Raw genomic sequence first — 20844 nt, forward strand, 5'->3', positions numbered from 1 at the left:
GGAAGGAAGCATTATGGGACAAGTTCGTCACGGGAGCGCCACGACCACGCACGCTGTCAGAGCTGCAATACAGCGATCGCAAGCTTCGCTCGCGCAGCTGAGCCGGGAGCTCGGCATCAACCCAAAGACTGTCGCGAAGTGGCGCAAGCGCGAGACAGTTGAGGACCGTAAGACTGGGCCGAAGGAGCCACGCTCCACGGTCTTGAGTGAGGCCGAGGAAGCAACAATCGTCGCGTTTCGGCGCCATACGCTGCTGCCGTTGGACGACTGCCTCTACGCTCTTCAGCCCTCTATCCCACATCTGACGCGCTCGGCGCTGCACCGATGCCTGCAGCGGAATGGCATTTCGCGACTGCCGGACGTGGGCGGGGACAAGCCCAAGCGTGCGAAGTTCAAGCGCTACCCGATAGGTTTCTTCCATATCGACATCGCCGAGGTGCAGACGGCCGAAGGCAAGCTCTTCCTCTTCGTAGCCATTGATCGCACCAGCAAATTTGCTGTCGTTCAATTGGCGGAAAAGGCCAACAGGAAAACCGCTTGGGAGTTCCTGGAGCACCTTCTGGACGTCGTGCCCTACCGCATCCACACGATCCTGACCGATAATGGCATCCAGTTCGCAGAGCAGCCTCGAAACCGTAACACTCCTTACTCTCGGCAAATGCGGTTCGACATGATTTGCGAGGCAAACGGGATCGAGCATCGGCTGACCAAGCCCAACCACCCGTGGACGAATGGCCAAGTCGAGCGGATGAACAGGACGATCAAGGACGCGACCGTCAAGCGCTACCACTACGACAGCCACAGCCAGCTGCGCACGCACCTCGCCGATTTCATCGCCGCCTACAATTTCGCACGCAGGCTCAAGACGCTGAGCGGTGTCACACCCTACGAATACATCTGCAAGGTCTGGACTTCAGAGCCAGACAGATTCATCGTCAATCCGATCCACCAGATGCCGGGACTGAACACCTAGGCGGCACATCAAAGTGGACCTGCATCGGTTTCGTTCCGGTCTTTTTAGAGTGCTCTGCCGCCTGAGAACTGGACCGTTTGAATCTGGAGTTTTCGGCTCACCTTCCCTGGCTGGGAGAGGAGCGGAGAACGATGAAGGCATCGAAGTTTACGGAAGCGCAGAAGGCGTTCATTGGCCCGTGCCTCGATCAGGATCGGGGCCCTTGTGCCAAGCCCCTGTCGGCCAGAAGCCACTCAGCCTTCGGCAGGCTGCCCAGCAGCGCCGCCGCGCCGGTGTAATCGCTAACCTGGCCGGCCGACATGAAGAACCCGATCGGCCGCCCCTTCGCATCGGCGACAGCGTGCAACTTGGTGTTCATACCGCCTTTGGTGCGCCCGATCTGGCGCCCGCGCCCCCCTTTTTCACCCCAAGGCTCGAGGCCGTGCGGTGTGCCGTGAGATAGGTCGCGTCAATCATGATCGTCTTGTGCTCGGCGCTCTCGGCGGCAAGGCCGACCATGATCCGGGCAAAAACCCCGTTATCGCTCCAGCGCTTCCAGCGGTTGTAGAGGGTTTTGGCCGGGCCGTATTCCTTCGGCGCGTCACACCACCGCAACCCATTACGATTGATGAAAATTATGCCGCTGAGGACGCGACGATCATCGACCCGGGGCTTGCCATGGCTCTTGGGAAAGAACGGTTTCAGACGCTCCATTTGGGCGTCGCTCAGCCAGTAAAGATTACTCATCGATCAGGTCTCCTTGAGGAGCCTGAATCATGCAAAGACCGTAAGATCAATGGGTCTGGAGCCTAACCTGGCCGGCCGACATGAAGAACCCGATCGGCCGCCCCTTCGCATCGGCGACAGCGTGCAACTTGGTGTTCATACCGCCTTTGGTGCGCCCGATCTGGCGCCCGCGCCCCCCTTTTTCACCCCAAGGCTCGAGGCCGTGCGGTGTGCCGTGAGATAGGTCGCGTCATTCATGATCGTCTTGTGCTCGGCGCTCTCGGCGGCAAGGCCGACCATGATCCGGGCAAAAACCCCGCTATCGCTCCAGCGCTTCCAGCGGTTGTAGAGGGTTTTGGCCGGGCCGTATTCCTTCGGCGCGTCACACCACCGCAACCCATTACGATTGATGAAAATTATGCCGCTGAGGACGCGACGATCATCGACCCGGGGCTTGCCATGGCACTTGGGAAAGAACGGTTTCAGACGCTCCATTTGGGCGTCGCTCAGCCAGTAAAGATTACTCATCGATCAGGTCTCCTTGAGGAGCCTGAATCATGCAAAGACCGTAAGATCAATGGGTCTGGAGCCTACATAAGGCCGCTTTCTTCGTCTAACGAGTCGCTAAAGATGAGCAGGTTTCATAACCCGCTCGACTGTTCCGGTTGCAAGCGACAAGTTCAATCCAAGCACTTGGTCTAACTCGGAAAATTATTGGCTGGGGCGGTAGGATTCGAACCTACGGTACACGGTACCAAAAACCGATGCCTTACCACTTGGCCACGCCCCAACTGTGGGAGGGTGATTACCCAAGCCCGCTGGCGGGTGCAAGACGGAAAATGCAGAAATCTTGCCCCTTGGCGCATCGCCGGGTATCGGGGGGCATGGAACAGGCAGATCTTGTCATTCTGGGGGCCGGTGCGGCCGGGTTGTTCTGCGCGGGATCGGCGCTGGCGGCGGGGCGGCGGGTCGTGGTGCTGGATCACGCCCCCAAACCGGCGGAGAAGATCCGCATCTCGGGCGGGGGGCGGTGCAACTTCACCAATATGGCGACGGGGCCTGACCGCTTCCTGTCGGGCAATCCGCGATTCGCGGCCAGCGCGCTGTCGCGCTATGCGCCGCAGGATTTTGTGGACCTAGTCGACCGGGCAGGCATCGCCTGGCATGAAAAGACCCAAGGCCAGCTGTTCTGCGACGGGAAGGCCACCCAGATCACCGACCTGCTGCTGGGGCGGATGCGCGGGGCCGAGCTGCGGCTGGAGACCGCCATCGCCTCGGTCGAGCGGACGGCGGACGGGTTTCACATCCGCACGGGGCAGGGGGCGATCCGCACGCCCCGGCTGGTCGTGGCCACGGGCGGCAAGTCGATCCCCAAGATCGGGGCGACGGGGCTGGCCTATGACCTGGCGCGCCAGTTCGGGCTGCGCTTGGTCGAGCCGCGCCCGGCGCTGGTGCCGCTGACCTTTGCTGAACAGGACCTGGCGCTCTGCCGGCCGCTGTCGGGGGTGGCGGTCGATGCGCGGATCGGTCATCGCGGCGGGCTGTTCCGGGATGCGCTGCTGTTCACGCATCGGGGGCTCAGCGGGCCGGTGATCCTGCAGATCTCCAGCTTCTGGCAGCCGGGCGAGGTGCTGACCATCGACCTGGCCCCGGACCTGGACATCGCCGCGCGGCTGAAGGACCAGCGCGCGCGCAGCGGCCGGGCGCAGGTGGCGACGGTGCTGGCGCAGATGCTGCCCGAACGCCTGGCGCAGGCCATCGCGGCCGAGGCGGGGCTGGGCCAGGCGCGGCTGGCCGATCAGCCCAATGCCCGGCTGGAGGCCTTGGGCGCCCGGATCAACCGCTGGCAGCTGCGCCCCGTGGGCACCGAGGGCTATCGCACGGCCGAGGTGACCTTGGGCGGCGTCGACACGCGCGACCTGGATGCGCGCACGATGCAGGCGCGCAAGGTGCCCGGCCTGTCCTTCATCGGCGAATGCGTCGACGTGACCGGCTGGCTGGGCGGATACAATTTCCAATGGGCCTGGGCATCGGCCGATGCGGCGGGCCGGGCGGCCTAGCCGCGCGGGGTCAGCAGGTCGCGCCCGTCATCCACGCGCTCGCGTTCGACCATCTCCTCGAAGGCGGCGTCGGGGCCCAGATCGGACAGGCGCCGGTCGGCGGGGCGCGAGGGGCGCGAGGGCCGCTCGGGGCTGTCCTCGGGCTGTTCCAGGCGCAGGCGGTGGATCGGTTCGGGCGGCAGGAAGCCCTTGGCGTCCAGCGCGTGATGCAGCAGGCGGAAGGCCTCGCCCCGCGCCAGGTCGAAATCGGTGCCGTCCTGGGACACCCAGCCCCCGGCGCGGATGACGACATGGTCGGGGCCCTGCGCGTCCAGCCAGGCGACGGGCTCGGGGCGCTTCAGCACGAATTCCATCCCGGCCAGCGCCTTCAGGACCAGATCGCGCGCCCGGCCCAGATCGGCGGCGGGGTCGATCGTCAGCTCCACTATGAAGCGCCGTTCTGGGTTGCGGGTAAAGTTCGTCAGCACCGCCTTGTAGATGATCTGGTTCGGGATGCGGATATGGTTGCCGTCCAGCGTCAGCAGCGTGGTGCCCCGGCTGGTCAGGCGGATCACCCGGCCGCGCAGGCCGTTCACCTCGATCAGGTCATCGGGGTTGAAGGGCTGGCGCAGCGACAGCAGCATGGTCGCGACGAAGCCCTCGATCGTGTCGCGCGCCGCGAAGGACAGCGACAGGCCGAAGATGCCCGCCGCCCCCAGCAGCGTGCCCAGCAGCGCCCGCGCGCCCATCAGGTCCAGCGCGACGACCAAGGCCACGATCCATGCCGTCAGGCGGATGGCCTGGGCCAGAAAGCCCGCGATGAAGGGATTGGGCGCCAGCCCCGCCAGCAGCCTTTCGCGCCGAGAGACCCAGCCCCCCGCCAGGACGATCACCGCCCCCACCGCCAGGCCAAGCATCACGAAGGGCAGCCCCGCGATCACCGCCGTCAGCCGCGTGCTGAACCGGTCGCGGACCGATCCGAGCCGCGTTCCCAGATCCGTGGACAGGGTGACGCGGTCCTCGATGGCGACCACGCCCTCGATCCGGCCGACCATGCCCTGCAGGCGCTGCAGGGTGGGCTGTTCGGCGACCTCGCCCGACAGGGTGACGATGCCCGCATCGACCTGGGCGCGGATGCCGTCGAATTCGGGCACCTGGGCCAGGATCGTGCCGATGCGGTTCAGGATGGCCAGGTCGGTCGCTGCGTCGTCGCGGGTCGATATCGCGCCCGACGGCGCCTCGGCCGCGGTCTGGGCCAGCGCCATGGGCGCGGCCCACAGTGCCAGCAGCAGGATCAGCGCGCGGATCATGCCGGCAGCGGGTCGGCCTTTGCCAGGCGGTCGAAGCCCATCAGCGAGGCGATCAGCGCGGGCATCCGGTCCAGCGGGATCATGTTCGGCCCGTCCGAGGGCGCGCGGTCGGGATCCTCATGCGTTTCGATGAAGACGCCCGCCACGCCGAGCGCCACCGCCGCCCGCGCCATGACCGGGGCGAATTCGCGCTGCCCGCCCGAGCTGCCGCCCTGGCCGCCGGGCTGCTGGACGGAATGGGTGGCGTCCATGATGACCGGATAGCCGGTCCGCGCCATGATCGGCAGCGAGCGCATGTCGGCCACCAGCGTGTTATAGCCGAAGCTCGCCCCGCGTTCGGTCAGCAGGATCTTGTCATTGCCGGTCGAGGCGACCTTGTCGGCCACATTGGGCATGTCCCAAGGCGCCAGGAACTGGCCCTTCTTGACATTGACCACCGCGCCCGTGCGCCCCGCCGCCAGCAGCAGGTCGGTCTGGCGGCAGAGGAAGGCGGGGATCTGGATCACGTCCACCACCTCGGCCGCGCGGATGGCCTGCTGGGCGTCATGCACGTCGGTCAGCACCGGACAGCCGATCCGGTCGCGCACCGCGGCCAGGATCTCCAGCCCCTCATCTAGCCCCAAGCCGCGGCGCCCGGACAGCGAGGTGCGGTTGGCCTTGTCATAGCTGGCCTTGAAGACGAAGGACGCGCCCGCATCGGCGCAGGCCCGGGCCATCGCCTCGGCGATGGACAGGGCGTGGTCCAGCCCCTCCAGCTGGCAGGGGCCGGCGATCACGGTCAGGGGCAGGTCGTTGCCGCAGGTCAGGGGGCCGATGGGCACATGGCGGATGTGGGTCATGTCGATACCTGTTCACGCAGGATGGATGCCGTCAGGGACAGCATCAGATAGATGCCCCCGAACAGCAGGAAAGCCACCAGTGTATTCTGGAAAGCCTTGGGATAGGTCGCCTCGTCCGGCGGAATCGGCGCGATGGAGAGCGACAGATAGCGGACCTGCTTGTTCGCCTCGATCCGCGCGGCCTCCATCTGGGCGGCGGCGGCGGCCAGCATCTCCTGGCGGGTGGCCAGCTCGGCCTCGGCCACGCGCAATTCGCCCCCGATGGCGGCCAGCGAGCTGCGGGTGTCGCTGCCTTGGGTCAGCTGCAGGCGGGTCTCGGCGATCAATTCGCGCAGCCGGGTGATGTCGCCGCGCACCGCGTCCACGCGGCTCTGGACGGGGCGGGGATTGGCCAGCAGCTGGCCCAGTTCCAGCTGCTTTTCGGTCAGCTGCCCCTCCAGCGCCGAGACCTGGCCCATGACCACGCTGCTTTCGGCCACGGGGTCCAGCACGCCCAGCCTTTCCTGCAATTCCTGGACGCGGATCTGGGCGGCCAGCATCTTGGCCTCGGCATCCTCGTAGGTCTCGCGGGCGCCGTCCATCTGGTCGGATCGCATCCGCGCGGTCAGCGCATCCACCAGATCCTCGGCATAGGAGATCAGCGCGCGCGAGAACTGTTCGCTCAGCCGTGGGTCGGGGGCGATCACCTCCATGTTCAGCACGCCCTCGGTCGGGTCATAGCCGATCTTGACCGAATTGCGGTAGAGGCTGAAGGTCGCCTCGTTCGTGGCATCCGCAGGCAGGCGCTTGATCACGTCCGCGGCCGGGTCCTGGAAGGCGCGGCGGAACCCGTGTTCGGCATCCAGCCGCAGCATCGCGTCGCGCGATGTCAGATAGCTCTGGACCGCGACGGCGTCCTGGTTGGTGGCCATGCCCGCCCCGCCCAGCACCGCGCCCAGACCGCCGCCGCCCCCGCCGCTGTCGGCGGACTGGATCTGGAACTGGGATTCCGTGGCATAAAGCGGCGTCGCGATGCGGAAGTAATACCAGCCGACCAGCATGGTCGGGATCAGCACGAAGGCCAGCAGCCGCAGCGACAGCATCGCCAGGCGCCGGCGCCGGCGCCGGGCCAGGTCGCGCTGGATGCGATAGATTTCGGCGGCGCGCTTCTCCTCGGTCAGATCCTCGCGCGAGGGCAGGGCGGGGCGCGGCCCCGGCGCGCGTTCCGGCACGATCGAGGGCACCGGGGGCGGGCGCAGCGCGGGCGCGTCCGGGCTGGGGGCGGCCTGCGCGCTGCTGCCTTCGCTGGACAGGATGCTGCCCACGGCGTTGCGATGGGCGGGGTCGATGCCCTTCTCGCGCAGGCGCAGAACGGCCTCCTCGCCCGAGGCGGCGTCGATCTTGTGCAGCGTGGCGATGCGGCGGGCGATGCGCAGCTGGCGGTCGGTCAGCTTTTCGGCATGGATCGCGGCCAGCTTCTCCTGCATCTTGGCATCCATGGGCGGGGCAGCATCGGACGGGGCCGCATCGGGCGGGGCCGCATCGGACGGGGCCGCATCCGGTTCGGCGGGACCGGCATTGGCCGGGCGGTTCAGGTTCAGGTCGCCGAACCCGTCATCCACCGGGCCCGTGGCCAGGAACTTGGCCAGCCGCGCGTCCTTGCCCTCGGTCGGGGCCTTGGGCGGTTCGGTGCGGGGGCCGTGGCGCAGCGTGACCGGCTGCACCGATTCCGAGACCGAGACGTGATAGCGGCGGGCCTTAGGCGGTGTAGTCATAATATTGCTTTGCCTCGTCCAGGGTCTCGAACAGATAGAGCCTGCCGTCACGCAGGATCGCGGCGCGGTTGCAGAATTTCTCGATCGTGGAGGGCTGGTGCGACACGATCACCGTGGTGGCGTCCTTGAGCCGGTCGAAGAGGACCCGCCCCGCCTTGCGGTTGAATTCCACGTCTGTCGTCTGCGGCATGCCCTCGTCGATCAGATAGATGTCGAAATCCAGCGCCAGCAGCAGCGAGAAGTTGAACCGCTGGCGCATGCCGCTGGAATAGGTGCCTACCGGCATGTCGAAATATTCCGCGATGTCGCACAGCCAGCGGGTGAAGGCCGACACGTAATCGGGGTCCAGCCCGTAGATCCGCGCGATGTAGCGCGCGTTCTCGTTGCCCGTATGCCGCGTGATCAGCCCGCCCATGAAGCCCAGGGGAAACGAGATCCGGCAGTCGCGGCGGATCCGCCCCTCATCCGCCTTTTCCAGCCCGCACATCATGTTGACCAGCGTCGTCTTGCCCGTGCCGTTCGGCGCCAGGATGCCCAGGGACTGGCCCAGTTCGACGCGGAACGAGGCCTGGTCCAGGATGATCTTGTGCTGCTTGCCGGTCCAGAAGGACTTGGACACAGTGTCGAACTCAAGCACGGCGTTGATTTACCATCTAAAATCGGCACGAGGCGGGTCATGCCGGATGCCTTCGGCGTTCATGCGCGGACCTTAGGGCCGGGGGCCTTTCCTGTCCAGTCTTGCCATGGGGCACCAGAAAAAGTGATCTGACCAGCCTGAAAACCCGCCCAATTCGCGCTAAATGCGGATGATGCCCGATCTGCCCGCCGAAATCGCCGCCTGCCGCCTCTGCGCGACGCGCTTTGCGGCGACCGCCACGCGCCATGCGCCGCGGCCCGTGGTCTGGTTCCGGCCCGGTGCGCGCATCCTGATCGTGGGGCAGGCGCCGGGCGCGCGGGTCCATGACAGCGGGCGCCCCTTCACCGACCGATCGGGCGACCGGCTGCGCGACTGGATGGGGGTGGATCAGGCCACCTTCTATGACCGCGACCGCATCGCCATCGTGCCCATGGCCTTCTGCTTTCCGGGCTATGACGCCAAGGGGTCGGACCTGCCGCCCCCGCCGATCTGCGCGCAGACCTGGCGCGACCGGGTCATGGCGCTGTTGCGGCCGCGGCTGACCCTGCTGGTGGGCGGGCATGCGATGCGCTGGCATCTGGGGGCGCGAAACGTCACCCAGGCCGTGCGCGGCTGGCGCGATCACGGGCCGGGGGTCATTCCGCTGCCCCATCCCAGCTGGCGCAACACCGGCTGGCTGCGGGCCAATCCCTGGTTCGCCGAGGACCTGCTGCCGGTGCTGCGCGCCCGCGTGGCCGCGGAACTGGACGGCTGAAAGCGAAAAAACCGCGCAAGGCTGGACGCTTGGCGGAACCGCGGCTAAATCCCGGCGGTTCAGCGTCGGGGTTGTCTTTCGGACCGACATCTTTAACCTTGACCCGACAAGCGGGGGCGCGCGCCGCCCTCCACAAGATCCATAGGGGAGAATCCGCATGCGCAAACTGAAGCCCGTCCTGCTGTCCACCGCCTTCGCGCTGGCCGCGACGCCGCTGATGGCCCAGCAGGAACAGTTCATCACCATCGGCACCGGCGGCCAGACCGGCGTCTATTACGTCGTGGGCCAGTCGGTCTGCCGCCTGGTCAACCGCGACACCGCGGAGACCGGCTTGCGCTGCACCGCGCCCGCCACCGGCGGGTCGATCGACAACATCAACCAGATCAAGGCCGGCGGCATGACCATGGGCGTGGCCCAGTCCGACTGGCAGCACCACGCCTATAACGGCACCTCGGATTACGAGGGCGACGCCTTCGAGAACCTGCGCGCCGTCTTCGCCGTCCACCCCGAGCCCTTCACCGTCGTGGCCCGCGCCGATAGCGGCGTCGAGACCTTCGCCGATCTGGCCGGCAAGCGCGTGAACGTGGGCAACCCGGGTTCCGGATCGCGCGGGACGTTCGAGGTGGTGCTGGACGCGATGGGCATGTCCATGGGCGATTTCGCCCTGGCATCCGAGCTGCGCCCGGCCGAACAGTCCGCCGCCCTGGGCGACAACCAGGTCGACGCGATCAGCTATACCGTGGGCCATCCCAACGGCTCGATCCAGGAGGCGACCTCGACGGTCGACGCCCGCCTGGTCGAGGTCGCCGGCCCCGAGATCGACGCGCTGGTCGAGGCCAACCCCTTCTATGCCACCGCGACCATCCCCGGCGGCATGTATGCGGGCAATGACGAGGACGTGCAGACCTTCGGCGTCAAGGCGACCTTCGTGACCTCGGCCGATGTCCCCGAGGAGACGGTCTATCAGGTCGTCAAGGCGGTCTTCGACAATTTCGACCGCTTCAAGGGCCTGCACCCGGCCTTCGCCAACCTGACCCATGAGGAGATGATCGGCGAGGGCAACAGCGCCCCCCTGCATCCCGGGGCCGAGCGGTATTACCGCGAGCAGGGCTGGCTGGAATAAGCCGGACCTGATCGGGGCGGTCCTTCGGGGCCGCCCTTTCATCATGTGACAAGAACGACAATACGCATCGCAGGGGGTGCCGTGATGATGGACGAGGACAGGGCGCAAAAGCGCCAGCAACAGGCCAGTGCGGTCGAGATGCAGGCCGCGGGACGCGGGGCGCTGACCCAGGACGAGATCGACGAGCTGGTCGCATCCTCCGATACCGGGGCGCGCACGCCGCCCGGCATCGTGGGGCGGCTGATCCTGGGGGTGGCGCTGTGCTGGTCGCTGTTCCAGCTGTGGATCGCGTCGCCGCTGCCCTTCATGCTGAATTTCGGCATCATCAGCGCCACCGATGCCCGCGCGGTGCATCTGGCCTTTGCGATGTTTTTGGCCTTCATGGCCTATCCCGCGCAGCGCTCGGCCTTCCAGCTGGCCTTGGGGGTCGCCGTGCCTTTGGTCCTGTCGGGCCTGTTCATCTATGGCGCGCCCGCATCCATGCCGGTCTGGTGGGTGGCCTTGGCGGGCGGCGCGATCATCGCCGCCGTCCTGCTGGGCAGCCCGAAATCCCGCGTTCCGCCATGGGAATGGGCGCTGGCCATCGCGGGCGTCGTGGTGACCATGTATGTCTTCGTCAACAGCGACGTACTGGGCCGCCGGGTCGGCGCGCCGATCGCCACGGATGTGATCGTGGCCGTGGGCGGCATCCTGCTGCTGCTGGAGGCGACGCGCCGCAGCTTGGGCCCGGCGCTGATGATCGTGGCGACGGTGTTCCTGATCTATACGATGATGGGGCCCTACATGCCCTCGATCATCGCGCATCGCGGCAATTCCCTGGCCGAGGTCGCCAACCACCAATGGATCACGACCGAGGGCGTCTTCGGCATCGCGCTGGGCGTCTCGACCAGCTTCGTCTTCCTCTTCGTGCTGTTCGGCGCGCTGTTGGACAAGGCGGGGGCCGGGAATTACTTCATCCAGGTCGCGTTCTCGCTGATGGGGCACCTGCGCGGCGGGCCCGCCAAGGCCGCGGTCGTGTCCAGCGCGATGACGGGCCTGATCTCGGGCTCGTCCATCGCCAATGTGGTGACGACGGGGACCTTCACCATCCCGCTGATGAAGCGGGTGGGCTTCAATTCCGAAAAGGCCGGCGCGGTCGAGGTCGCATCCTCGGTCAACGGCCAGATCATGCCGCCCGTCATGGGGGCCGCGGCCTTCCTGATGGTCGAATATGTGGGCATCCCCTATTTCGACGTGGTCAAGCACGCCTTCCTGCCCGCCACGATCAGCTATATCGCGCTGGTCTATATCGTGCATCTGGAGGCGATGAAGGCCGGCATGAAGGGCCTGCCCCGCGCCTATGAGCCGCCGCCGATCCTGCGGCGGCTGATGTTCATCGCCTTCATGGTGGCGGCCATCTGTGCGCTGTCGCTGGCGGTCTATTACCTGATGGGCTGGATCCGGCCCGCCTTCGGATCCGCCGCGCCCTATGTGGTCTTCGGGATCCTGACGGCGGCCTATGTCGGGCTGATGTGGGTCGCCTCGCGCGAGGAGCCCCTGAAGATGGACGACCCCAACGCCCCGGTGACGACCCTGCCGCTGCCCGGGCCGACGGTGCGGTCGGGCCTGCATTACATCCTGCCGGTGGTGGTGCTGGTCTGGGCGCTGATGGTGGACCGGCTGTCGCCGGGCCTGTCGGCGTTCTGGGCGACGGCCTACATGATCTTCATCCTGCTGACGCAGCGCCCGCTGATGGTGATGCTGCGCGGTGCCGACCGCACGGGCATCACCAGCCTGGTGCGGTCGGTCCGGGCGGGGATCGACGACCTGGTGGACGGGCTGATCTCGGGCGCGCGCAACATGATCGGCATCGGCATCGCCACGGCGGCCGCGGGCATCATCGTCGGCGCGGTCAGCCAGACCGGGGTCGGATCCGCCTTGGCCGATGTGGTCGAGGTGCTGTCGGGCGGCAATCTGATGATCATCCTGCTGCTGACGGCGGTGCTGTCGCTGATCTTGGGGATGGGCCTGCCGACCACGGCGAACTACATTGTCGTCTCGGCGCTGCTGGCGCCGGTCATCGTGACCCTGGGCCAGCAGAACGGGCTGATCGTGCCGCTGATCGCGGTGCATCTGTTCGTCTTCTATTTCGGGATCATGGCGGATGTGACGCCGCCGGTGGGGCTGGCCTCCTTTGCGGCGGCGGCCGTGTCGGGGGGCGATCCGATCCGCACGGGGGTGGTCGCGTTCTTCTACAGCCTGCGGACGGCGGCGCTGCCCTTCCTGTTCATCTTCAACACCGACCTGCTGCTAATCGATGTGGGATGGGCGATGGGGATATTCGTCTTCATCACCGCTACCATCGCGATGCTGCTGTTCGCCGCGGCGACGCAGGGCTGGTTCCTGGTGCGCAACCGCATCTGGGAGACGGCGCTGCTGCTGCTGATCGCCTTCACCATCTTCCGGCCGGGATTCTTCTGGGGCTATCTCTATCCCGAATTCGAACAGCGCCCGGGATCCCAGATCGTCCAGGCGCTGGAGGACAGCCAGCCCGGCGACGGGCTGCGCCTGCGGATCGCGGGGCTGAACGACATCGGCAACCCGGTCGAGTTCACCGCCCTGCTGGAGGTGCCGCAGGGCGACAGCGGCGCGGAGCGGCTGGCCAATGCCGGGATCGAGCTGGTCCAGGACGGCGACCGCACCCTGGTCGACAATGTGGCCTTCGGCAGCCCCGGACAGGCGGCAGGCCTGGATTGGGACCAGACCGTGCTGTCGGTCGACGCGCCCAATGACCGGCCGTCGCGCTATCTGGCCTATATCCCCGCCTTCCTGGTGCTGGGGGCGGTGGTCTGGCTGCAGCGCCGCCGCCTGCCCGCGGCCGAGCCCGTGAAAGGACCCAGCCATGCATGACATCGTCCTGCTGCCCATCGACCTGCAGCATCCCGAAAGCTGGGCCAAGGCCCTGCCGGCCGCCAAGCGGCTGGCGGGGGACCGCGGCGTCATCCATCTGCTGGGCATCGTCCATGACTTCGGCAGCTCGATGGTGGCGACCTTCCTGCCCAAGGGCTATGAACAGAAGATCCTCCAGCGCATGAAGGAGGAGCTGGACGGCTTCGCCGCCGATCATTTCGACGACGAATCGCGGGTCCGCATCCATGTGGGCCACGGCCATGTGGCCGAGACGATCCTGAAGGCCGCCGCGAAATACGGGGCCGACCTGATCGTCATGGCCAGCGAAAAGCCCGACGAGCTGCGCAGCATCCTGGTCAGCCGCGACGCCAATGCGGTGGTGCGCCATTCGCCGGTCTCGGTCATGGTGGTGCGCTGAGCCCCATGCAGACCGACATCCAGATCGCGCGGGCCGCAGCCAAGCGGCCCATCGCCGATATCGCCGCCCGCTTGGGCCTGACGCCGGACCAGATCCTGCCCTATGGCCATGACAAGGCCAAGATCACCCATGACGCGCTGGCCGGGCTGGACGGCCCGCAGGGGCGGCTGATCCTGGTCACCGCCATCAACCCGACGCCTGCGGGCGAGGGCAAGACGACCACCACCGTGGGTCTGGGCGATGCGCTGAACCGCATCGGCCGGCGCGCCACCATCTGCATCCGCGAGGCCAGCCTGGGGCCGAATTTCGGCATGAAGGGCGGGGCTGCCGGCGGCGGGCGCGCCCAGATCGTGCCCATGGAGGAGATGAACCTTCATTTCACCGGCGATTTCCATGCGATCACCTCGGCCCATAACCTGCTGGCCGCGATGATCGACAACCACATCCATTGGGGCAACGCGCTGGAGATCGACACCCGCCGCATCACCTGGCGGCGGGTGATGGACATGAACGACCGAGCGCTGCGCGATACGGTGGTGGGGCTTGGCGGGCCGGCCAACGGGTTCTCGCGCCAGACGGGGTTCGACATCACCGTGGCCTCCGAGGTCATGGCGATCCTGTGCCTGGCGCGCGACCTGGCCGATCTGCAGGACCGTCTGGGGCGCATCATCGTGGCCGAGACGCGCGACCGCCGCCCCGTCACCGCCCGCGACCTGCAGGCGGACGGCGCGATGACCGTCCTGCTGAAGGACGCGCTGCAGCCGAACCTGGTCCAGACGCTGGAGAACAACCCTGCCCTGGTCCATGGCGGGCCCTTCGCCAATATCGCCCATGGCTGCAACAGCCTGATCGCCACGCACGCCGCGCTGCGCCTGTCGGATTACGTGGTGACCGAGGCGGGCTTCGGCGCCGATCTGGGGGCCGAGAAGTTCCTCAACATCAAGTGCCGCCTCGGCGGGTTGACGCCATCGGCCGTGGTGCTGGTGGCGACCATCCGGGCGCTGAAGATGAATGGCGGCGTCGCCAAGGCCGATCTGGGGACCGAGGATCCCGCCGCCGTCGCCGCGGGCTGCGCCAATCTGGGCCGCCATATCGAGAACCTGCGCGCCTTCGGCCTGCCGGTCGTGGTGGCGGTCAACCATTTCGCGGGCGACACCGATGCCGAGATCGCGGCCTTGCGCGATTACTGCGCAGGCAAGGGGGTCCAGGCGATCCTGGCCCGCCACTGGGCCCAAGGCGGCGAGGGGGCCGAGGATCTGGCCCGCGCCGTCGTCGATCTGGCCGAGGCGGGCGGGCAGTTCGCGCCGCTCTATCCCGATGACATGCCGCTCTGGGACAAGATCCAGACGATCTGCACCCGCATCTATCGCGCGGGCGCGGTCGAGGCAGGGCCCGGCATCCGCGACCAGCTGGCCGCATGGGACAAGGCCGGCCATGGCCGGATGCCGGTCTGCATCGCCAAGACGCAATACAGCTTTTCGACTGATCCCGCCCTGCGCGGCGCGCCCGAGGGTCACGTCATCCCCGTGCGCGAGGTGCGGCTGAATGCCGGGGCGGGGTTTGTCGTGGCGATCTGCGGCCAGATCATGACCATGCCCGGCCTGCCGCGCCACCCGGCGGCCGAGACGATCCGCCTGGATGACGAGGGCCGGGTCGAGGGGTTGTTCTAGGCCGCGGCCAGGGCCTGGCTGCGCGGCTCGATCAATTGGGCCAGCATGGCCAGGTCGGTGACCGCCCGGATCAGCGCGGGGGCGTCGTCGGGCAGGGCCAAGGCCTCGGCCGCGATGCGCCGGGTCATGGCACGGATCGCGGGGCCGGGCACGGCATCGTCGTGATGCAGGGCCAGCCGGGCGCAGGCCAGGAACCCCGCCCGGTCGCCGCGCCGCGCGGCCCGGTCCCAGATCGCGGCCAGCGCATCGGGCAGCGGCCCCCGGATCGCGACCGGCGCGCCGCCCAGCCAGGCGGCCTCGGCCCCCGCGATGCCGGGGCTGCGGGGCGGGCGGGGCAGGGCCAGCCAGTCGCGCAGATGCCGCGCCGCGATGGGGTCGCGAAAGCAGATACGCGCCAGATCGGCGATTTGGTCCGGCCCGGCCGTCCGCGGCGCCCCGAGCCGCGCCAGCCGATTCTCGCCCGTGGCGCGGGCCAGCGCGGTCGCGTGATGCAGGGCCAGCGCGGGATCGGGGCTCAGCGCCGCCAGCCGCCCGGCCAGCAGGCGCAGCGCGCCGCGCAGGGGTTGGGGCTCCAGCCAGACGGGGGCGGCGCCGCGCCAGCGTTTCCACGCGGCCATATGCAGCAGCATCGCGACGGTCAGCGTCGGCTCGACCCCGTCGGAAAAGGCCTGATCCGTGGTGCCGAAGGTCAGCCGGTGCGGAAAGGACCCGTCGGGGCGCTGCGTCTGGATCAGGTCGCACATCATGTCGGACAGCGAATGATCCCCGTCCAGCAGCCGCAGGCAGAAGGCCAGCCGCGCCGTCGAGGCGGTGCAGCCCATCCGCTCCGCCCATTCGGCCAGCAGGGTCAGGTGGCGAAAGATCGCGGCAAAGGCCCGTGCCCCCGACAGGCGGGGCCGCTGCGCGCCGTGCTGGAACAGCTGCATCAGCGTCTGGCAGACCAAGGTCACGTGATCGCGCGTGACCACCGGCGGGATGACGGTCAGCAGATCCTCGGCCAAGGCGGTCAGGCCGGGATCGGCGGACAGGGCCAGCCGGGCGGGCAGGGGGATGGAAGGATCCTCGGCCAAGGTCAGGCAGGCCATCTGCCAGGCGGGATCGTCGCGCGCCACCAGCCCCCCCGCCAGCATCAGCCGCAGCAGATCCGGCCGCCCGCCGCCCGCCAGCAGGCGCATTGCGCCCTGATGGACCAGTTCGCGCGTCAGGCGGCGCTGGACGATCACCTCCAGGGGCGAGATGCGGCCCCGGAACCCGGTCAGCACCGGCGCGACCTGGCCCGCCATGGCCAGCGCGCCCAGGTCGGGATGATCGACCGGGCAGGGATCGGGCAGGGCCATGATGCGCTGGCGCATCCATTCCAGGCCCCTGTTCGACAACAGCCGCATCAATTGGTCCAGCGATCCGTCCATCCGCCACCTCTGTCACATGGCCCGGATGATGCGCCGCGCGCCCGGCGGATCAAGCGCGCGATGCCGACAATTCGCGCGATCACGCGGCAATTGCGCCGGACGCGCGGGCGCGCTAAAGCCCGGGCCATGACAAACCGCCCCGATCTTCCGCCCGAAATCGCCCGCCGCCGGACCTTTGCGATCATCTCGCATCCCGACGCCGGCAAGACCACGCTGACCGAGAAATTCCTGCTTTATGGCGGCGCGATCCAGATGGCGGGGCAGGTCCGCGCCAAGGGCGAGGCGCGGCGCACGCGCTCGGACTTCATGAAGATGGAGCAGGATCGCGGCATCTCGGTCTCGGCCTCGGCAATGTCGTTCGATTTTGACGGACATCGCTTCAATCTGGTCGACACGCCGGGCCACAGCGATTTTTCCGAGGATACCTATCGCACGCTGACGGCGGTGGACGCGGCGATCATGGTGATCGACGGCGCGAAAGGGGTCGAATCGCAGACCCGCAAGCTGTTCGAGGTCTGCCGGCTGCGCGACCTGCCGATCCTGACCTTCTGCAACAAGATGGACCGCGAGAGCCGCGACACTTTCGAGATCATCGACGAGATCCAGGAGAACCTGGCCATCGACGTGGCCCCGGCCAGCTGGCCCATCGGTGTAGGCCGCGAATTCATCGGCTGCTATGACATGCTGCATGACCGGCTGGAGCTGATGGACCGCGCCGACCGCAACAAGGTCGCGGAATCGATCAAGATCGCGGGGCTGGACGATCCGCAGCTGGAGGCGCATGTCCCCGCGGACCTGCTGGCCAAGCTGCGCGAGGAGGTCGAGATGGCGCGCGAGCTGCTGCCCGCCTTCGACCGCCGGTCCTTCCTGGAGGGGCATATGACCCCCATCTGGTTCGGCAGCGCGATCAACAGCTTCGGCGTGCAGGAGCTGATGAAGGGCATCGCGGAATACGGGCCCCCGCCCCAGCCCCAGAACAGCGCCGAGCGCGAGATCGCCCCCGAGGAGAAGACCGTCACCGGTTTCGTCTTCAAGGTGCAGGCGAACATGGACCCCAAGCACCGCGACCGGGTGGCCTTCGTGCGCCTGGCCTCGGGGCATTTCGAGCGCGGCATGAAGATGGTGCATGTGCGGTCGAAAAAGCCGATGACGGTGTCGAACCCGGTCCTGTTCCTGGCCGCCGACCGCGAGCTGGCCGAGGAGGCCTGGGCGGGCGACATCATCGGCATCCCGAACCACGGCCAGCTGCGCATCGGCGACGCGCTGACCGAGGGCGAGGCGCTGCGCTTCACCGGCATTCCCAGCTTTGCGCCGGAACTGCTGCAATTGGTGCGCGCGACCGATCCGATGAAGGCCAAGCATCTGGAAAAAGCGCTGATGCAGTTCGCCGAGGAGGGCGCCGCCAAGGTCTTCAAGCCCGCCATCGGCTCGGGCTTCATCGTTGGGGTCGTGGGCGCGCTGCAATTCGAGGTGCTGGCCAGCCGGATCGAGCTGGAATACGGCATCCCCGTCCGTTTCGAGGGCAGCCAGTTCACCAGCGCGCGGTGGGTCAGCGGCCCGAAGGACAAGGTCGATGCCTTTGCCAACACGAACAAACAGCACATGGCGCATGACCATGACGGCGACATGGTGTTCCTGACGCGTCTGCAATGGGACATCGACCGGGTGATGCGCGACCATCCGGAGCTGAAGCTGACCGCCACGAAAGAGATGATGGTCTGAGGAAGGCCCGCCGAAAGGCGGGCCGTTCCGTCAGGCGCGGGCGGGCTGGGGGGCGAAATCCATGCCCGGCAGCTCGTTGCCGTCGTCATCGACGGGGTGGCACCAGACCTGGAACCGCGTCAGTTTATGCGGCCCGAAGCTGCTGAGCATCGGCACATCCGCCGCGTCATGGCCACGCGCGATCACGACCCGTCCGAGGCGGCGTTCGTTGTTGCGCGGGTCAAAGGTCCACCAGCGATCCGACAGCCAAACCTCGATCCAGGCGGCGAAATCCATGGGCGCATCCACCGCCGGCACGCCGATATCGCCGACATAGCCGTTCACGTAGCGCGCCGGGATGTTCAGCCCGCGCAGATAGGCCAGCGCCAGATGCGCGAAGTCGCGGCAGACGCCGGTGCCGCCCTTGCTGGCATCCAACGCGGTGCGCGACGAGGATGCGGTGCCGTAATCGAAACGCAGCACCTGGTGCCCGTGATCCAGCACCGCCTGCACGCGGCGCCAGCCCGGTTCGACATGACCGAAGAGCCGCCAGGCCTCGGGCGCCATCACGTCGCTTTCGACATAGCGCGAAGCGGCCAGGAAGGTCATCACCTCGTCCGGCAGATCCTCGATGGGCATCTCGCGCGCATCGGCATCGACCTCGTCCCATTCGCCATGGTCGCGCACGATGGCATGCGCGCCCAAGGTGAAATCGCCCGCCGGCGCCACGAGGCGCTGGCAGATATTGCCGTAACGGTCGCGGAACTTGCGCACCGCGACGGTGGGATCGGTCACGACCTGCTCGGGCGCGACGAAGTCGCGGTGCCGGGTCTCCTCCGGGGTGACCATCAGTATCAGCGGGGTATCCTGCGGGACCCGTATCCCGAATTCGTAACCGATCCTGACTCGCATCACGCCACGCTGGCATCCATGGTGATTTCCGCGTTCAGCAGCTTGCTGATCGGGCAGCCGTCCTTGGCCTTCTGGGCGATCTCCTCGATCTTGGCCTTGTCGCCATCGGCGGTGATCGTGGTGGTCAGATGCGCCTTCTTGACGGCAAAGCCCTCGCCTTCCTTGTCCATCGAGATGTCGGATTTCGTCTCGATCGACACGCCCGAGATGCCTTCCTGTTCCAGCATCATCGCCAGCGCCATCGAGAAGCAGGACGCATGGGCCGCGCCGATCAGCTCCTCCGGATTGGTGCCGGCCTTGTCCTCGAAGCGGGTGTTGAAGCCGTAGGGCTGCGCGCTGAGCGCGCCGGACTTGGTCGAAACCTCGCCCTTGCCGTCCTTCAGGCCACCATTCCACTTGGCCGATCCGGTGCGGGTAATCATGATGCGATCCTTGCATTGACTGGGTTCAGCCCCATCAACGCCAGGACCGCGATCCGGGTTCAGCCGCGCCCGCCGATCAGACGAAGGTGTTCGGAAATGGCATAGCGATCGGTCATCCCCGCCACGTAATCCAGCACCAGCCGCGCCCGTTCGGTCTGATCGTTCAGGGCCAAGGCCGCGCCCTGCCACTGGTCGGGCAGGGTGCGGGGATCGTCCAGATAGGTCGGGAACAGCTCGTTCACCATGCGGGTGACATGGGTGCGTTCGGTGACGACCGAAGGGGCGCGATACATGCGCTGGAACAGGAAGGACTTGATCGCCTTGATGTTCTGATAAAGCGGCTTGGAAAAGCGGATGATCGGGCCGTCCATCGCGCGGATGTCATGGACCGATTGCGGCTGCAGCGCGGCCAGGCGGTTCTGGGCGACGGCGATCACGTCCTCGACCATGACGCCGAAGACCCGGCGCAGCGCCTCGTAGCGCCGCCGCGTGGGGTCCAGATCGGGATAGCGGCGGTCGACCTCGGCGAAGGCCGGGCCGATCACGGGCAGGTCGGCCAGCTCGGCCTCGGTGAAAAGACCCGCGCGCAGACCGTCATGCAGGTCGTGATGGTTATAGGCCACGTCATCGGCCACAGCGGCCACCTGCGCCTCGGCGCTGGCATTGGTATGCAGCTCCAGGTCCCACAGATCGTTCACCTGGGCCAGCGCATAGGGCAGGTCGCCGGTGATGGGGCCATTATGCTTGGCGATCCCCTCCAGGCTTTCCCAGGTCAGGTTCAGCCCGTCGAAATCGGCGTAGTGACGTTCCAGCCGCGTCACGATGCGCAGGGCCTGGGCATTGTGGTCGAAGCCGCCATAGGGGGCCATCAGCGCGGCCAGGGCGTCCTCGCCCGTATGGCCGAAGGGGGGGTGGCCCAGGTCATGGGCCAAGGCCACCGTCTCGGCCAGATCGGCGTTCAGGCCCAAGGCGCCGGCGATGGTGCGGGCGACCTGGGCGACCTCGATCGTATGGGTCAGGCGGGTGCGGAAGTAATCGCCGCGATAGGCGTCGCCGCCATGTTCGACGAAGACCTGGGTCTTGTGCTTCAGCCGGCGGAAGGCGCTGGAATGGATGATCCGGTCGCGGTCACGCTGCCAGGGCGATCGAAACGTGGACAGGCTTTCGGGATGCAGACGGCCGCGGCTGTCGGCGGGGTGGCAGGCATAGGGCGCGAATGCGGTCACGGGGGGCGGCCTTCCTTGCGGGTCGTTGCCGGGAACCCTATATTTCAGGGGTCCAGACGAAAA

Annotated in this window: 16 protein-coding genes, 1 tRNA gene and 2 pseudogenes; 8 read left to right on the forward strand and 11 right to left on the reverse strand. The window is 67.4% G+C overall.

Going from position 1 to position 20844, the window contains the following annotated elements:
• Nucleotides 1–13 precede the first annotated feature (13 nt).
• Nucleotides 14–973: an IS481 family transposase gene (locus JHW48_RS06660; protein WP_272835848.1), complete on the forward strand. Its 960-nt coding sequence runs from the start codon at nucleotides 14–16 to the stop codon at nucleotides 971–973.
• A 211-nt stretch (nucleotides 974–1184) separates the two neighbouring features.
• Here JHW48_RS06660 and JHW48_RS06665 read toward each other — a convergent pair.
• The 3 genes and pseudogenes from JHW48_RS06665 to JHW48_RS06675 form a co-directional block, all read right to left on the reverse strand.
• A pseudogene (locus JHW48_RS06665) lies at nucleotides 1185–1699 on the reverse strand (IS5-like element ISPaes2 family transposase); the annotation flags it as partial.
• 64 nt (nucleotides 1700–1763) lie between these two features.
• A pseudogene (locus tag JHW48_RS06670) lies at nucleotides 1764–2206 on the reverse strand (IS5 family transposase); the annotation flags it as partial.
• A gap of 187 nt (nucleotides 2207–2393) precedes the next feature.
• Nucleotides 2394–2468, reverse strand: a tRNA-Gln gene (locus JHW48_RS06675).
• A gap of 94 nt (nucleotides 2469–2562) precedes the next feature.
• On the opposite strand from JHW48_RS06675, the gene JHW48_RS06680 reads away from it, so the two are divergent.
• Nucleotides 2563–3738 (forward strand): BaiN/RdsA family NAD(P)/FAD-dependent oxidoreductase, encoded by a 1176-nt coding sequence (locus JHW48_RS06680; protein ID WP_119887828.1) that lies wholly within the window; start codon nucleotides 2563–2565, stop codon nucleotides 3736–3738.
• Here the strand turns inward: JHW48_RS06680 and JHW48_RS06685 are convergent.
• The 4 genes from JHW48_RS06685 to JHW48_RS06700 are packed head-to-tail and all read right to left on the reverse strand — an operon-like array spanning nucleotide 3735 to nucleotide 8257.
• Nucleotides 3735–5027: a mechanosensitive ion channel domain-containing protein gene (locus JHW48_RS06685; RefSeq protein WP_119887829.1), complete on the reverse strand. Its 1293-nt coding sequence runs from the start codon at nucleotides 5025–5027 to the stop codon at nucleotides 3735–3737. The two genes, JHW48_RS06680 and JHW48_RS06685, sit on opposite strands and share 4 nt — an antisense overlap.
• Nucleotides 5024–5866 (reverse strand): 3-deoxy-8-phosphooctulonate synthase, encoded by an 843-nt coding sequence (gene kdsA / locus JHW48_RS06690; RefSeq protein WP_419182403.1) that lies wholly within the window; start codon nucleotides 5864–5866, stop codon nucleotides 5024–5026. Before kdsA ends, JHW48_RS06685 begins: the two co-directional genes overlap by 4 nt.
• Nucleotides 5863–7620, reverse strand: coding sequence for a capsule biosynthesis protein (locus JHW48_RS06695; RefSeq protein WP_272835823.1), 1758 nt, complete (start codon nucleotides 7618–7620; stop codon nucleotides 5863–5865). Before JHW48_RS06695 ends, kdsA begins: the two co-directional genes overlap by 4 nt.
• The gene (locus tag JHW48_RS06700; protein WP_119886075.1) at nucleotides 7604–8257 is read right to left on the reverse strand and encodes an ABC transporter ATP-binding protein; all 654 of its coding nucleotides are present in this window, start codon (nucleotides 8255–8257) and stop codon (nucleotides 7604–7606) included. The genes JHW48_RS06695 and JHW48_RS06700 overlap by 17 nt, the downstream gene beginning before the upstream one ends.
• 172 nt (nucleotides 8258–8429) lie before the next feature.
• Here JHW48_RS06700 and JHW48_RS06705 point away from each other — a divergent pair, with 172 nt between their 5' ends.
• The 5 genes from JHW48_RS06705 (at nucleotide 8430) to JHW48_RS06725 (ending at nucleotide 15111) form a co-directional block, all read left to right on the forward strand.
• Nucleotides 8430–9011 carry a uracil-DNA glycosylase family protein gene (locus tag JHW48_RS06705; RefSeq protein WP_119886080.1) on the forward strand — a complete coding sequence of 194 codons (582 nt, stop codon included), beginning with the start codon at nucleotides 8430–8432 and terminating at the stop codon, nucleotides 9009–9011.
• Nucleotides 9012–9168: 157 nt separating this feature from the next.
• Nucleotides 9169–10134: a TAXI family TRAP transporter solute-binding subunit gene (locus JHW48_RS06710; protein WP_119886074.1), complete on the forward strand. Its 966-nt coding sequence runs from the start codon at nucleotides 9169–9171 to the stop codon at nucleotides 10132–10134.
• An 84-nt stretch (nucleotides 10135–10218) separates the two neighbouring features.
• Nucleotides 10219–13023 (forward strand): TRAP transporter permease, encoded by a 2805-nt coding sequence (locus JHW48_RS06715; RefSeq protein WP_240637821.1) that lies wholly within the window; start codon nucleotides 10219–10221, stop codon nucleotides 13021–13023.
• Nucleotides 13016–13441: a universal stress protein gene (locus JHW48_RS06720; protein WP_119886073.1), complete on the forward strand. Its 426-nt coding sequence runs from the start codon at nucleotides 13016–13018 to the stop codon at nucleotides 13439–13441. The genes JHW48_RS06715 and JHW48_RS06720 overlap by 8 nt, the downstream gene beginning before the upstream one ends.
• Nucleotides 13442–13446: 5 nt before the next feature.
• A complete protein-coding gene (locus JHW48_RS06725; protein WP_119886072.1) occupies nucleotides 13447–15111 on the forward strand; it encodes a formate--tetrahydrofolate ligase in 1665 nt (554 codons plus the stop codon).
• Here JHW48_RS06725 and JHW48_RS06730 read toward each other — a convergent pair.
• Nucleotides 15108–16520, reverse strand: a complete 1413-nt coding sequence (locus JHW48_RS06730) for a hypothetical protein (RefSeq protein WP_119886071.1) — start codon at nucleotides 16518–16520, stop codon at nucleotides 15108–15110. The genes JHW48_RS06725 and JHW48_RS06730 overlap by 4 nt on opposite strands.
• A gap of 126 nt (nucleotides 16521–16646) precedes the next feature.
• On the opposite strand from JHW48_RS06730, the gene JHW48_RS06735 reads away from it, so the two are divergent.
• Complete coding sequence (locus JHW48_RS06735) at nucleotides 16647–18242, forward strand: peptide chain release factor 3 (RefSeq protein WP_119886070.1); 1596 nt, start codon at nucleotides 16647–16649, stop codon at nucleotides 18240–18242.
• A gap of 30 nt (nucleotides 18243–18272) precedes the next feature.
• Here JHW48_RS06735 and JHW48_RS06740 read toward each other — a convergent pair whose 3' ends face one another.
• The 3 genes from JHW48_RS06740 to JHW48_RS06750 are packed head-to-tail and all read right to left on the reverse strand — an operon-like array spanning nucleotide 18273 to nucleotide 20781.
• Nucleotides 18273–19133 (reverse strand): transglutaminase-like domain-containing protein, encoded by an 861-nt coding sequence (locus JHW48_RS06740; RefSeq protein ID WP_119886069.1) that lies wholly within the window; start codon nucleotides 19131–19133, stop codon nucleotides 18273–18275.
• Entirely contained in the window at nucleotides 19133–19555 is a 423-nt protein-coding gene (locus tag JHW48_RS06745) for an OsmC family protein (protein ID WP_272835824.1), read from the reverse strand. The genes JHW48_RS06740 and JHW48_RS06745 overlap by 1 nt, the downstream gene beginning before the upstream one ends.
• 59 nt (nucleotides 19556–19614) lie before the next feature.
• Nucleotides 19615–20781 (reverse strand): deoxyguanosinetriphosphate triphosphohydrolase, encoded by a 1167-nt coding sequence (locus JHW48_RS06750; RefSeq protein ID WP_119886068.1) that lies wholly within the window; start codon nucleotides 20779–20781, stop codon nucleotides 19615–19617.
• Nucleotides 20782–20844 lie beyond the last annotated feature (63 nt).

The sequence above is a fragment of the Paracoccus aestuarii genome (genome assembly GCF_028553885.1).
Classification (GTDB): domain Bacteria; phylum Pseudomonadota; class Alphaproteobacteria; order Rhodobacterales; family Rhodobacteraceae; genus Paracoccus; species Paracoccus aestuarii.

Excerpts from the sequence above, each read along its gene's own strand:
- JHW48_RS06660 (WP_272835848.1), top strand. The coding sequence starts at position 14 with ATGGGACAAGTTCGTCACGGGAGCGCCACGACCACGCACGCTGTCAGA.
- JHW48_RS06680 (WP_119887828.1), top strand. The coding sequence starts at position 2,563 with ATGGAACAGGCAGATCTTGTCATTCTGGGGGCCGGTGCGGCCGGGTTG.
- JHW48_RS06685 (WP_119887829.1), bottom strand. The coding sequence starts at position 5,027 with ATGATCCGCGCGCTGATCCTGCTGCTGGCACTGTGGGCCGCGCCCATG.
- kdsA (WP_419182403.1), bottom strand. The coding sequence starts at position 5,866 with ATGACCCACATCCGCCATGTGCCCATCGGCCCCCTGACCTGCGGCAAC.
- JHW48_RS06695 (WP_272835823.1), bottom strand. The coding sequence starts at position 7,620 with ATGACTACACCGCCTAAGGCCCGCCGCTATCACGTCTCGGTCTCGGAA.
- JHW48_RS06705 (WP_119886080.1), top strand. The coding sequence starts at position 8,430 with ATGCCCGATCTGCCCGCCGAAATCGCCGCCTGCCGCCTCTGCGCGACG.
- JHW48_RS06710 (WP_119886074.1), top strand. The coding sequence starts at position 9,169 with ATGCGCAAACTGAAGCCCGTCCTGCTGTCCACCGCCTTCGCGCTGGCC.
- JHW48_RS06715 (WP_240637821.1), top strand. The coding sequence starts at position 10,219 with ATGATGGACGAGGACAGGGCGCAAAAGCGCCAGCAACAGGCCAGTGCG.
- JHW48_RS06720 (WP_119886073.1), top strand. The coding sequence starts at position 13,016 with ATGCATGACATCGTCCTGCTGCCCATCGACCTGCAGCATCCCGAAAGC.
- JHW48_RS06725 (WP_119886072.1), top strand. The coding sequence starts at position 13,447 with ATGCAGACCGACATCCAGATCGCGCGGGCCGCAGCCAAGCGGCCCATC.
- JHW48_RS06730 (WP_119886071.1), bottom strand. The coding sequence starts at position 16,520 with ATGGACGGATCGCTGGACCAATTGATGCGGCTGTTGTCGAACAGGGGC.
- JHW48_RS06735 (WP_119886070.1), top strand. The coding sequence starts at position 16,647 with ATGACAAACCGCCCCGATCTTCCGCCCGAAATCGCCCGCCGCCGGACC.
- JHW48_RS06740 (WP_119886069.1), bottom strand. The coding sequence starts at position 19,133 with ATGCGAGTCAGGATCGGTTACGAATTCGGGATACGGGTCCCGCAGGAT.
- JHW48_RS06745 (WP_272835824.1), bottom strand. The coding sequence starts at position 19,555 with ATGATTACCCGCACCGGATCGGCCAAGTGGAATGGTGGCCTGAAGGAC.